Source organism: Rhodococcus sp. 1168 (genome assembly GCF_002091955.1).
Lineage (GTDB): Bacteria > Actinomycetota > Actinomycetes > Mycobacteriales > Mycobacteriaceae > Rhodococcoides.
The window spans coordinates 276,127-289,362 of record NZ_MKKY01000072.1 but is presented as its reverse complement, the minus strand read 5'-3'; the positions used below and the strand labels follow the sequence as shown (position 1 = coordinate 289,362).

Here is a 13,236-nt window from a genome sequence, read left to right as displayed (position 1 = left end):
TCGAGTTCCTCTTTGCCGCCATGTTCACCGGACCTCGTCAGTCGTTCACCGAAGTGCCCTCGCCGCTTCCGATCACGACGAGAAGATCCCCGCCCTCGACTTGTTGAACACCGCCGATGGCCAGGCGGCTGACCTTCCCGCCCTTCGGTGCCGTGATCGCGGCCTCCATCTTCATCGCTTCGATCGTCGCAACCGTATCCCCCGCCGAGATCTCGTCTCCCACGGCCACTGCCAACGTCACCACACCTGCGAACGGTGCCGGAACGTGGCCGGAATTGGACCGATCCGCTTTCTCGATCGTCGGCGCCTCACTGGAGATCGAACGATCACGCACCGACACCGGACGCAGTTGACCGTTCAGAATGCACATCACCGTGCGCATCCCCCGCTCATCGGCATCGGAAATAGCTTCCAACCCGATCAGCAACTCCACGCCCTTCTCGAGCTGAACACGATGCTCATCTCCCTGACGCAGACCGTAGAAGAACTGATTCGCCGACAACCGCGAAGTATCACCGAACTTCTCCCGATGCTCCGCCAACTCCGCAGTAGGTCCGGGAAAGAGCAACCGATTCAACATCTCCCGACGCGTTGCCGACGTTCCATCGAGACTCCGCTCCTCCTCGACGGTCAGCTCGGTCTCAGGCTTGGCCTTACTTCGTCCCTCCAAAGCCTTGGTGCGCAGAGGTTCCGGCCATCCGCCCGCAGGCGTTCCGAGATCGCCACGCAGAAAACCGATCACCGAATCAGGGATATCGAATTTTCCGGGGTTCTCCGCGAACTCCTCTGCCGACGCATCGGCACCGACCAAGGCGAGCGCGAGATCGCCGACCACCTTCGAACTCGGCGTCACCTTGACCAAACGCCCCAACATCCGGTCCGCAGCAGCATAATTCGCTTCCACGGTCTCGAACTTATCGCCCAAACCTAGTGCGATCGCCTGCTGGCGGAGATTCGAGAGCTGCCCACCCGGAATCTCGTGGGTATACACCCGTCCCGTCGGAGCCATCAAACCCGACTCGAATGGCGCATACACTTTCCGCAACGCCTCCCAATACGGCTCCAAATCGCACACTGCGGCCAGGTCCAGGCCCGTATCTCGTTCGGTATGCGCGGCAGCGGCCACTATCGCAGACAACGCAGGCTGCGAAGTTGCACCTGCCATCGATGCACTCGCACCGTCGACGGCATCGGCGCCTGCTTCCCAGGCCGCCAGGTACGTCGCCAACTGCCCGCCGGGAGTGTCGTGGGTGTGCACATGCACCGGCAGATCGAAATTGCTCCGCAACGCCGTTACCAATGTCCGTGCGGCAGGGGCTCGCAACAACCCGGCCATGTCCTTGATCGCCAGCACATGGGCACCAGCATCTACGATCTGCTCCGCCAGCTTCAGATAGTAGTCCAGCGTGTACAGCGTCTCGTTCGGATTCGACAGGTCACCGGTGTAGCTCATGGCAACCTCGGCAAGCGCGGTCCCTGTCTCACGAACCGCGTCGATCGCCGGACGCATCTGATCGACGTTGTTGAGCGCATCGAAGATACGGAAGATATCGATACCCGTCTCCGTCGCCTCCGCAACGAAGCTACGCGTCACCTTCTCCGGATACGGGGTGTAACCGACAGTATTTCGGCCACGCAACAACATCTGCAACGCAACGTTGGGCACCGCCTCACGCAACGCGGCCAGACGCTCCCAAGGATCCTCGTGTAGGAAACGCAGAGCCACATCGTATGTCGCCCCGCCCCAACATTCGATCGAGAGCAACTCCGGCGTCGTGCGGGCCACGTACGGCGCGACCATCAACAACCCGGACGTACGAACCCGGGTTGCAAGCAACGACTGATGTGCATCCCGGAATGTCGTGTCGGTGACCGCGAGCGCTTTCTGATTTCGCAGATCACGAGCGAAACCCTCTGGGCCCAACGCCAACAAGCGCTGCCTACTACCGTCGGGAATCGGTGCAGCGAAATCGACGTGGGGAAGTTTGTCGTGCGGGTACACCGGCGACGGCCGCTCCCCGTGCGGCTTGTTGACGGTCACATCCGCCAGATACGTCAGAATTTTCGTACCGCGGTCACCGGAGGTACGCGAGGTCAGCAGTTGCGGACGCTCCTCGATGAACGACGTCGTCACCCTCCCCGCAGTGAAGTCCGGGTCGACCAGAACTGCCTGCAGAAACGGGATATTCGTCGCTACGCCACGAATACGGAACTCTGCCACCGCGCGACGCGCACGCGCAATGGCGGTATCGAAATCTCTACCTCTACACGTCAACTTGACCAACATGGAGTCGAAGTAGGCACCCACTTCGGCACCGAGCGTCGTGCCACCATCCAACCGCACACCGGCACCACCCGGGGTGCGATACGCGGTGATACGGCCGGTGTCGGGACGGAACCCGTTCGACGGGTCCTCGGTGGTGATTCGGCATTGCAATGCCGCCCCACGCAATACGATGTTCTCCTGAGCCAATCCCAGATCGGCGAGGGTTTCCCCCGAGGCAATGCGCAACTGCGCCTGCACCAAATCGACGTCGGTCACCTCTTCGGTCACCGTATGCTCGACCTGGATACGCGGATTCATCTCGATGAACACATGATTGCCCCGAGTATCGACAAGGAACTCCACCGTGCCCGCGCACGAGTATCCGATCTCCTTCGCGAAAGCGACCGCGTCGGCGCACATCCGATCACGAAGCTCCCCAGGGAGATTCGGCGCAGGTGCCATCTCGATGACCTTCTGATGACGCCGCTGCAGAGAACAATCCCGCTCGAACAGGTGCACCACGTTGCCCTGCCCATCGGCGAGGATCTGCACCTCGATGTGACGCGGATCGATGACCGCCTGCTCCAAGAACACAGTCGCGTCACCGAACGCCGACTCCGCCTCACGCGCCGCCGCCTCGATCGACTCGCGCAACTGCGCCGGCTCGGCCACTCGGCGCATGCCCCTGCCGCCGCCGCCCGCCACTGCCTTCACGAACAAGGGGAACGTCATCGTTTCCGAAGCCGCGACCAACTCTTCGATGTCCGAGGACGGCTCGGACGAGGCCAAGACCGGCAGACCGGCACGCTTGGCCGCGGCAATTGCGCGGGCCTTGTTGCCCGTCAACTCGAGCACCTCGGCCGAAGGCCCGACGAACGTGATGCCCGCCTCCGCGCACGCAGCAGCGAGATCCGGATTCTCCGACAGGAATCCGTACCCGGGGTAGACCGCATCGGCACCGCTGCGCTGTGCTGCAGCGACGATTTCCTTCACCGACAGATAGGCGCGGACGGGATGGCCCTTCTCCCCGATCTCGTACGCCTCGTCCGCCTTCGTTCGGTGAACAGAATTGCGGTCCTCGAACGGGAAGACAGCCACGGTAGCGGCACCCAACTCGTACGACGCACGAAATGCACGGATAGCAATCTCGCCACGATTGGCAACCAACACTTTGGAGAACATGCGCTAAACCTACCGCCGACAAGTCCACCGATAGCGTCCACCATCTCGAGATATGAGATAGTTCGGCGTCTTAAACGGTGCAGAGACCCGTCAGGACTTCTCCAAATAGTCGATCCGGTCCGATCGCCACGCGGATTTCATCATCGACGCGACGCCAGGATGATCTGCCATCGTCGGATCCGATTCGAAGAGCGCCCTCGCGCAGGCATGGGCGTCGGCGATCACGTCTTCGTCGTCGACGAGTGAGAGCAGGCGAAGACTGGTTACGGTCCCCGATTGTGCTGCGCCGAGCACATCGCCCTCACGGCGCGTAGTCAGATCGAGCTTGGCCAACTCGAATCCGTCGTTGGTCGCTGCCACCGCTGTCAAACGCGAGAACGAAGCACCCATAGGACTGAGTTGGCTGATCATGATGCACAGACCTTGATGACCGCCACGGCCGATACGACCCCGTAGCTGATGTAACTGACTGATTCCGAACCGATCTGCGTCGACGATCACCATGACCGTGGCATTCGGCACGTCGACCCCGACCTCGACGACGGTCGTGCACACCAACACATCGATCTCACCTGCCGTGAAATCCTGCATCGCGGCGTCCTTCTCCTCTGCGGGCATCCGGCCGTGCAGCATCCCGACGCGGAGATCGGCGAACGGGCCACCGGTGAGCATGTCGTACATCTCGAGCGCAGATTTGGTCTCGGGCAGTGCTCGATCGTCGTCACGACCGGCTGCACGTGTCCGTGGCCGCTTCCCGGTGCCCTCCGCGTCATCGTCACCGATCCGCGAACAGACGACGTAGGCCTGTCGGCCCGCTTGGACTTCCTCGCGAATACGTTCCCAAGCGCGATCGACCCAACTCGGCTTTGCCATGGCCGGAACCACACTGGTCTTGATCGGTGCGCGTCCGCGCGGGAGCTCGGCCAGAATGGACGTCTCGAGGTCACCCAGTGAGGCCATGGCAATGGTTCGCGGAATCGGCGTTGCCGTCATCACGAGCAGGTGGGGACTTCTGTTGTTACGCGCTTTGGATCTGAGCGCGTCGCGCTGTTCGACGCCGAACCGGTGCTGTTCGTCGATGACGACCATGCCGAGGTCCATGAACTCGACGCGATCTTGGATGAGCGCGTGCGTCCCGATCACGATTCCGGCGTCTCCGGTAATTGCATCCAGCAGCGCTGTCCGCTTGGCCGCTGTCGACATGGAACCAGTCAGCAGGGCAACTTTGGTGGCGAGCTCGTGGGATCCGAGTTCACCGGCGGCCGCCAACGAGCCCAGCATCGCCGAGATGGATCGCGCATGCTGCGACGCAAGGACCTCGGTAGGGGCCAACAATGCACACTGATGGCCCGAATCGATCACCTGCAGCATCGCCCGTAGGGCAACCACTGTCTTACCCGATCCCACTTCACCCTGTAGCAATCGCGACATCGGATGTCCCTGCGACAAATCAGCAGAGATTTCCGCCGCCACCGTCAGCTGCCCTGCAGTCAACGTGAACGGAAGTCGACGCTCGAACTCCGCCGCAATCCCGTCCACACGTGGCGCACATTCGGGCGCAACCCTGCTCGACGCATCCTGTCTGCGCGCTGCCAGAACGAGCTGCACTGCAAGTGCTTCATCGAACTTCAGACGCGCTCGGGCCTGATCCTTTTCTTCTGCTGACTCCGGAAAGTGGATCCAACGCAGTGCGGTGTCGAGGTCCACCAGACCCCGCTCCGAACGCACCTCCGGCGGAAGTGGGTCCGCGACGGTGTCCAGCTGGTCGAGAACTTGACGGACGCAGCGCATGAACGTCCAACTCTCCACGTCTTTCGCCGCGGTATAGATCGGGACGAATGTGCGCCCGAACACCGACATGTCGACACTGCCGGACGAATCCAGCGAGCCGCGCGCCAAACCTGCCAACGATCCGCCACCCACGACCCGACCTTGGGTGAGCACCGCCCCGTCATCCTCGTCCCCACCGAGCATCACGTAACTCGGGTGTGTCAGATTCCACCGTCGGCCGAAATACTTGACTTTGCCCGAGAACATTCCACGCTTACCAGGAGTGAGAACGTGCTTGAGCTTGTGGGGGCTGAAGAACGTCGCATCGATCTGCTGATCGTCCGCCGCAAGTGACACTGCAAGAAATTGACCTTTGCGCGCCTTCATCGTTCGCAACGTTGCCGATGCGATCGTCGCGACGATGGTGATGTGCTCGCCCTCCGGCGGTTCTTTCTCGCTCAGTTCGGCGCCCTGCGTCATGTAACGGTGTGGGTAGTACCGCAAGAGATCCTCGACGGTCTCGAGCGCGAACAATTCCGCCAAGGGCCCGGCTACCTTGTCGCCGAGGACCCCGTCGAGCCGATCCGAGAGTGCCACCATCTCGATTGTCGTCCTTACCTTCTCGATCCGGTTCTCGTGCGAAGTTCTCATTCCACGCCGAGTTGAGCCATGTCTCCCGGCTGTCCTCCGCGATAGATGACGAACTCCACGACGGGATGGTGCTCGGCGACGTACTCGGCCAACCGCTGACCGAATTCGTCGTGTGCGGACTCCCCCAGCAGCATGGTCACCATCTCACCACCCGCCGACAACAATTGATCGAGCAGGTTGCATCCGGCCGTGATCGCGTCGGGCCCGATAACCACCACTTCCCGCCCGACCAAGCCGAGGCCGTCACCGGGTTCACAAGTCCCGACCCACGTGAGGGCGCGCCCTTCGGCGATTCGGACCGAAGCCCACCGGGTCCCGGCCGCCGCTTCGGACATCGTGAATGCGTCGTCCACTCCTTCTTTGGTCGGGTCGTGGACGGCGAGTGCCGCCAGGCCTTGAACCATCGACGCCGACGGAAGCATCAAGACGTCCTTGCCTGCGTTGCGTGAGGCGACACTCACGGCCACCAACTCCTGGGCGGACAGTGCCCCGTTCGGCAGGACGAGAACCTCCGTGTGCCCGGATCCGACGATCGCCGCGCACAACTGTGTCGGCCCTACCTCTGTAGTGTCGCAACGAAGTACGCGTGCGCCCTCGGCGAGGTACAGCTGCTCGGCACCGTCGCCTGCCACCACCGCCAGTATCTCGCGGCCAATGAATTCCACACTGTCGCCCGGAGGAGAAGTAGCCGTGTCACAGTTCTCCCCCGCGCCGAAGGCGGCAATGCGCACACCATGTATCCGCCCGGCGCCTATGCCTATATCGACGGCCAGACCAGCATTTGCCGTGTGAACATGAGCGGACCACGAACCGTTGCCGTCACCGGCGACGACCACCGAATCACCGATCTCTGTCAGCGCCCGCCGCAACTCGATCGCAGTGGCATCGTCGATATCGGAAAGCTGATAGAGAACCTCGTATCCGACGATCGCCTCTCCTACCTGCACCGAATCGAGGCGATTGTTCGATCTCGGCATCACGGCGCGACTGGTCTCGGTCGTCACTTGCCGGTGGTAGCGCTGTCTCGGCGGCGGCTCGCTTCCGGTCACGACACCACAGAGCGCGTCGAGCATCACGAGAAGACCGAGCGCGCCTGCATCGACAACTCCCGCTGCTCGAAGAGCCGGCAGTTGGTGACGCGTGTGGTCGAGTGCGACGGCTGCCGATTCAGCAGCGCAACGCGCCACCACTGCGATATCGCGCGGCTGACCGAGATTCGCGACCGCACGTGCCGAACTGCCCAGCACGCTGACAATCGTCCCGTCCACCGGAACGCTCACGACGTCGACGACGAGATCGGCCGCCCGAACCAGTGCACTTGTGAGTGCGGCTCCATCGAACTCACCGTCGGCCGCGACCTCTGCAACGGCACGAAGCAATTGCGACAAGATGACCCCGGAATTGCCCCGCGCACCGGCTATGGAGCCTTGGGCCAGCGCCGCGGCAACGGCAGCGATGCCGGCATCCGCGCCTGCGGTGCGCATCGACTCCACCGCCGCACGAATGGTGAACACGAGATTGGTGCCGGTATCGGAGTCCGCGATCGGGAAGACATTCAGTTCGTTGATCTCGTCGCATCGCGCAGTGAGGCCGTCGACACATCTATAGGCCCACAGCCGAAGCTCCTCGACCCCTATCGAGGACATGGGCGGGGACATGGGCGGGGACATGGGCGGGGACATCGGCCTGCCGACTGCCATGGACTTCTCGCCGTGCTCGACCACGTCCACCACCTGTTCGCCCCCAGTTCTCGTCGAAAGAACCGACATTCATTTCGCTGCGACACCGACGTTGCATGACCCAGCTTCTTTCGACGAGTCAGCCTAGACTCGAGCTCCTGCAGGCACAGGTCGGCACTCCGCCGAGAGACTCTTATGACGTGGCGTCCGGACGCGGTTTGGTTAATTCCCGCTACGCCCGCTATTCTTGCACGGTTGCCCGGTGTGGTTCGGCGTACTGTCTGCTGAAGCTATTCGGAGCAATCGCCCGCACGTTAATGATCAATCATCTATCAAGGAGTTCGCGACTATGGCTGCCGTCTGCGACGTATGCGCCAAAGGGCCCGGCTTCGGTAAGTCGGTCTCGCACTCGCACCGACGGACCAACCGTCGTTGGAACCCGAACATCCAGACCGTTCATGCTCAGGTTGCCCCCGGCAACAACAAGCGCATGAATGTCTGCACGTCCTGCCTCAAGGCAGGCAAGGTGGTTCGGGGCTGACTTTCGCCCACGAGACTCGACTATGGCCTCACTGCTCTCGGAGCAGTGAGGCCATAGTTGTCTTGTCGGCCAGAGTAGTTCGACATGAATGTCCTCGCGGTCGCCCTCGTCGCCAGGGCACCGTCGATGCCGACCGATGCGGCCGGATACAGTGCGATTGTGACGAACTTCGAAAGCACGAATCATGTCGAACTGGTTGACGGCGTCCTCAAGATCATCGTGTCGACCGATGCCGCGGGCACCTCGCTCAGTGGCGATGCCGTGACCGAAGGGGCCGCGGCACTTCGGTCGGTGAACGCAGGTGATCTTCGCGTCGGATGCGTTCTTCTCGTCGGTACCGGCCCCAATTTCTGCGCGGGCGGCAACGTGCGAGCCTTCGCTTCAGCGGACGATCGCGGAAGTTACGTCCGCGCCGTGGCCGACGGCTTCCATGCCTTCGTCCTGGAACTGGCGGCCACGACCGTTCCCGTTGTCGCCGGCGTACATGGATGGGCAGCAGGTGCAGGGATGAGTCTGGTGTGTCACGCCGATGTCGCCATCGGCGGGCGGGCAACCAAGATGCGTCCGGCTTACCCAGGAATCGGTTTCACCCCGGATGGCGGGATGACCTGGACTTTGCCGCGGATCGTGGGCTCGGTCAGAGCGCGTGACATTCTCCTGAACGACTCGATCCTCAACGGCGAAGAAGCCGTGCGACTCGGATTGCTGAGCCGGCTCGTCGGTGACGACATCATCGTGAGCGAGGCCGAGCGGTTGGCTCGAACGTTCGCCGCCGGTCCGACATCGGCTTACCGCGGCGCGAAAGAATTGCTGGCGCATTCGGAGCACCGGACTCTTGCCGAGCAATTGGAGGCAGAGGCCGTGTCGATCTCCGCGGCGGCGGTCGGACCCACAGGCCGCGAAGGTGTCGATGCTTTCGTCGAAAAGCGTCGACCCGATTTCTCCTGATTCGCGCACAGTCAGGGAAGCCGCCAGTCGATAGTCTCGTATCCTCCGGCGATCAGTAGCTCATTGGTGCGACTGAACGGCGTGGTGCCGAAAAACCCTCGCGATGCCGACAACGGTGACGGATGCACGGACTCGATGATGGGAATTCGTCCCAGCATGGGTTTGAGTGTCGCCGCGTCACGACCCCACAAGATGGCGACAAGTCCCGACGGCTCGTCTGCTTCCTCGCGCGCTACGAGCGCCCGAATCGCCTGCTCGGTCACCGCTTCCCACCCCTTCTTGCGGTGCGATGCGGCGACTCCTGGTTCCACGGTGAGGACTCTGTTGAGGAGAAGAACCCCCTGGTCCGCCCATGGGGTCAGGTCTCCGCTCGATGGCGTCGGAAATCCGAGATCGCTCGAATATTCCTTGAAGATGTTGGCCAGGCTTCGCGGGACCGGGCGAACGTCGGGAGCAACCGAAAAGCTCAGTCCGACAGCGTGGCCGGGTGTCGGGTATGGATCCTGGCCGACGACGAGAACACGGACGTTGGCGAAAGGCCGTGTGAAAGCGCGCAGCACGTTCTCACCGGACGGTAAATAGGTGCGCCCCTCGGTGATTTCGTTTCGAAGGAAATCCCCCATTGCCGAGATTCGGTCCTCCACCGGTGCAAGGGCTGTAGCCCAACCGCTTTCGACGATATCGGCGAGAGGCCTACCGTTCATACGTCCAACCGCCGAAGCGAGTCGCGGTAGTAGGTGGCATTCGCCGTATACATTTTCACGTTGATGTCGAGGTGACCGAGCGGGACCTCGTATCCCTCGCGGACTTTCGCGGGCACCCCCAGAGCCATACGTCGCTCCGGGACTACGAATCCGAACGGAACCACCGCGCCGGCGCCGACGACCGAACCGGCACCGATCGTCGAGCCGTTGAGGACCACCGAACCGGAAGCGATCAGGCAATCGTCACCGATGACTGCCCCTTCCACGTGAGCGTTGTGTCCGAGGACGCAGTTCGATCCGATGACGGTCGGGTGGATCGGCGTGCAGTGCAGGACCGTTCCGTCCTGCACATTGGTACAAGAGCCGACCGAAATCGTCCCGTAGTCACCACGAAGGACTGCTCCCGGCCAGATAGACGAGCCTGCGGCCAATGTCACAGCCCCGATGATCACAGCGTCAGGATGTACGTAAGCGTCGGGATGTATCTGCGGTTCACGGTCACCGAGCGCGTAGATTGCCATGTCCTGCAACTTACATGTCCAAAAACTTGTTCGACCTGTGTGAAGCCGCCGAGGGTGGCGGAGTCGATCTCGACGGTCAGGTCGAGAAACTCGACCACCCGTTCCCGCCCGAGAACTTCCGACCGTCGACGGTGACCCCAGCCCCCTCGCGGACCCAGCCGATCTTGATCCAACCGTCGGGGAGCGAGGCATCCGCCGGGAAGGTGCCTGCGAACGAGTGATCTTCGCCTCCGGTGAGAGCCCAGTCGAGCGCGGACGAATCGAGATCGTGGGCAGCGTCGACGATCTCTTCGTCCAGCGTGATCGATTCGCTGTGGAGATCGATGGCGACCGAGGATGCCTGGGAGATATGGCCGAGATCGGCGATCAACCCGTCGGACACATCCGTCAAAGATGTCGCACCATTGATTGCGGCGGAGATTCCCTGAAGATAGTCCGGTTGCGGAGCGCGATGAAATTCCGTGAGGCTGCGATGGCGTGCCGATCCCGCGAGAAGCACTGCGAGACCGCCTGCCGACCACCCCAACCGTCCAGCAACGGCAACGACGTCGCCCGGTTCTGCCCCGGACCGCAGGATCGGAGATCTTCCTTCGAGGTCACCGAGCGCGGTGATCGAAATCACCAAGCTGTCACTCTGCACGAGGTCGCCACCGACGATTCCGGCGCCCGCTCGGCTCGCCTCCCGCCACAGCCCTTCGGTCACGCCATCGGTGACGTCGATGGACGTGTCGGCCGGACACCCGAGAGCAACGAGAAATCCGGTGCACCGCGCTCCCATCGCAGCGATGTCCGCACCGTTCTGAGCGATTGCCTTCCGGCCGATATCGACCGGGCTGGACCAGTCCAGACGAAAGTGCCTGCCCTGCACCAACATATCCGTGGTCACGACGACCCTGCCGTCCGGTGCGGCGACAACGGCAGCGTCGTCGCCCGGACCCAGGATCGAGTCGGCGGTCTGGACGCGCCCGCGAGTCGCGCGGTCGATAACCGCGAATTCGCCGATCTCGGCAACGGTTCGCTGCCGGACTTCGACACGATCTTCGTCGTCGATGATCTTCCTCCTACATCTGGTGCGGCAGGCTTGCCGTCGACCCCTGCGGTACCTCTCAGCTGCGGCCGAGCAAAGACCCGACTACTTTCGACGCGCCCGAGAACCACCGCGACATTACCTGGGTGTCAAGGTGGCGACTTTCGGACGGGCCGATCACCCGTAGGCTGAGCTGTCGAATGTCCGACAACGACTCCTGATGACACCGAGGACGATGAATACCGACGAACACGCACCCGAATCCATCCCCGAGCCCGAGCCCGACAAGCGCCATCCCGCGGTAATCGCGACCGCGATCGCACTTCCCGTTGCCCTGATGGTCGGGTTCATCGTGGCTGCGGTATCGATATCCGGAACCTCGACGCGGGCACCCGAGGCCCTTGGTCCGGTCGACGCTCCTGCTGCAGACAGTGCCGACTGCAGCGCACTCGTCGACGCCTTACCAGCAGCACTCGGCGACTACGAGACCGTCGAACTCGCCGATCCGGCACCGCCGACAACCCGGGCGTGGGCGCTCGACGACGACACATCCGAGCCAGTGGTTTTGCGGTGCGGCCTGAACCGTCCCGACGGATTCGATGTCGCAGCGCCTTTGCAGGTGATCAACGGGGTTCAGTGGTTCGAGGTCTCCGGCGCCGACTCGGGCATCGAGGCGAGCACGTGGTTCGCAGTAGATCGCCCGGTGTACGTGGCGCTGACCGTGCCGAACGGGTCCGGACCCACGCCGCTGCAAGATGCCTCGACTGCGATTTCGGACTCACTCGCGCAGACGCCTCTCGATCCGGCCCCGCTCCGGTAGGTTGCCAAATTATCTCAACCCGGTGCCGCGCGCGAGTGCGGTCTGGATGAGGGTGTCGATCAGCGTTCCGTACTCGACACCGGTTGCATTCCACATCTTCGGGAACATCGAGATCGAGGTGAATCCCGGCATGGTGTTGATCTCGTTGATCACCGGTCCATCGTCTGTGACGAAGAAGTCGACGCGTGCCAGACCCTGGCAGTCCAATGCACGGAATGCCTCGACCGCTGCAGCCCGGATGGATGCGCTGATGTCCTCGGTCAGGAGTGCTGGAACGTCGAATTCACACACATTGTCCAGGTACTTGCTGTCGAAGTCGTAGAACGTGTGATCGTCGGTTGCGGCGTCGGGCATTCTGATCTCCGCCACGACGCTTGCTCGGATGGATCCATCCGGAAACTCGAGGACTCCGCACTCGACTTCACGTCCGTGAATTGCGGCCTCCACGATCACCTTCGGATCATGGCGGCGAGCCTCGGCCACCGCAGCCGGAAGCTGGTCCCATGCGACGATTCTCGTGATGCCGATCGAGGATCCCCCACGCGCCGGCTTGACGAACGCAGGCAGGCCGAGAGACTCCTGTTGGTCGACCGTCAGTGCGTCGCTTCCGCGCCTGAGAACGATCTGCTTGCCGACCGGTAGCCCCTCCGATGCCAGTAACTTCTTGGTGAACTCCTTGTCCATGCCAGCGGCGCTGGCGAACACTCCGGGCCCGACGTAGGGAATGGTGGCCAGCTCGAGGAGTCCCTGTAGCGTGCCGTCTTCGCCGTAAGGGCCGTGCAGAATGGGAAACACGACGTCCACCGACGCCAAGATCTTTCCTGCGTCCTCTTCACCCAGACCGATGATGGCGCCCCGCCGGGTGGGGTCCGCTGTCAACGCCAGAGCCGTACCGTTCTTGTCCACCGACGGCAGGGACCGTCCGTGAATGGCAAGGTCGTCGACGTCGGTGGCACCGAGAACCCATGCACCATCGGTGGTGATACCGATGGGAATCACGTCGTATCGTTCACGGTCGATGTTGTCGAGCACGCTACCTGCGGATACGCAGGAAACGGCGTGCTCGTTGCTCCGACCACCGAAGATCAGGGCGACTCTGGTACGAGGATTGCTCACGGCGAAACCGT

10 protein-coding genes are annotated in these 13,236 nt (G+C 62.5%); 3 read left to right on the top strand and 7 right to left on the bottom strand.

Annotated elements, in window-relative coordinates:
* Nucleotides 1–37 precede the first annotated feature (37 nt).
* From BJI47_RS15510 to BJI47_RS15500, 3 genes are all read right to left on the bottom strand, one after another.
* Nucleotides 38–3,448, bottom strand: coding sequence for a pyruvate carboxylase (locus tag BJI47_RS15510; protein ID WP_088944514.1), 3,411 nt, complete (start codon nt 3,446–3,448; stop codon nt 38–40).
* A 90-nt stretch (nt 3,449–3,538) separates the two neighbouring features.
* Nucleotides 3,539–5,818 carry an ATP-dependent DNA helicase RecG gene (recG, locus tag BJI47_RS15505; RefSeq protein ID WP_088944513.1) on the bottom strand — a complete coding sequence of 760 codons (2,280 nt, stop codon included), beginning with the start codon at nt 5,816–5,818 and terminating at the stop codon, nt 3,539–3,541.
* Nucleotides 5,819–5,865: 47 nt separating this feature from the next.
* Nucleotides 5,866–7,593 (bottom strand): DAK2 domain-containing protein, encoded by a 1,728-nt coding sequence (locus BJI47_RS15500; RefSeq protein WP_368655896.1) that lies wholly within the window; start codon nt 7,591–7,593, stop codon nt 5,866–5,868.
* Nucleotides 7,594–7,897: 304 nt separating this feature from the next.
* Between BJI47_RS15500 and rpmB the strand changes: the two genes are divergently transcribed.
* Together rpmB and BJI47_RS15490 are read left to right on the top strand one after the other, a co-directional pair.
* Complete coding sequence (rpmB, locus tag BJI47_RS15495; RefSeq protein WP_084348574.1) at nt 7,898–8,089, top strand: 50S ribosomal protein L28; 192 nt, start codon at nt 7,898–7,900, stop codon at nt 8,087–8,089.
* A 159-nt stretch (nt 8,090–8,248) separates the two neighbouring features.
* On the top strand, nt 8,249–9,037 hold the full coding sequence (locus BJI47_RS15490; RefSeq protein WP_176224907.1) for an enoyl-CoA hydratase/isomerase family protein: 789 nt from the start codon (nt 8,249–8,251) through the stop codon (nt 9,035–9,037).
* 11 nt (nt 9,038–9,048) lie between these two features.
* On the opposite strand, the gene BJI47_RS15485 is transcribed toward BJI47_RS15490, so the two are convergent.
* From BJI47_RS15485 to BJI47_RS15475, 3 genes are all read right to left on the bottom strand, one after another.
* The gene (locus BJI47_RS15485; protein WP_088944512.1) at nt 9,049–9,741 is read right to left on the bottom strand and encodes a uracil-DNA glycosylase; all 693 of its coding nucleotides are present in this window, start codon (nt 9,739–9,741) and stop codon (nt 9,049–9,051) included.
* A complete protein-coding gene (locus BJI47_RS15480) occupies nt 9,738–10,262 on the bottom strand; it encodes a gamma carbonic anhydrase family protein (RefSeq protein WP_088944511.1) in 525 nt (174 codons plus the stop codon). Before BJI47_RS15480 ends, BJI47_RS15485 begins: the two co-directional genes overlap by 4 nt.
* A 76-nt stretch (nt 10,263–10,338) precedes the next feature.
* Nucleotides 10,339–11,247 carry a thiamine-phosphate kinase gene (locus tag BJI47_RS15475; RefSeq protein ID WP_368655898.1) on the bottom strand — a complete coding sequence of 303 codons (909 nt, stop codon included), beginning with the start codon at nt 11,245–11,247 and terminating at the stop codon, nt 10,339–10,341.
* A gap of 277 nt (nt 11,248–11,524) precedes the next feature.
* On the opposite strand from BJI47_RS15475, the gene BJI47_RS15470 reads away from it, so the two are divergent.
* Nucleotides 11,525–12,109, top strand: coding sequence for a DUF3515 domain-containing protein (locus tag BJI47_RS15470; protein ID WP_088944509.1), 585 nt, complete (start codon nt 11,525–11,527; stop codon nt 12,107–12,109).
* A gap of 9 nt (nt 12,110–12,118) precedes the next feature.
* Here BJI47_RS15470 and BJI47_RS15465 read toward each other — a convergent pair whose 3' ends face one another.
* On the bottom strand, nt 12,119–13,225 hold the full coding sequence (locus BJI47_RS15465; RefSeq protein WP_088944508.1) for a D-alanine--D-alanine ligase family protein: 1,107 nt from the start codon (nt 13,223–13,225) through the stop codon (nt 12,119–12,121).
* Nucleotides 13,226–13,236: the final 11 nt, after the last annotated feature.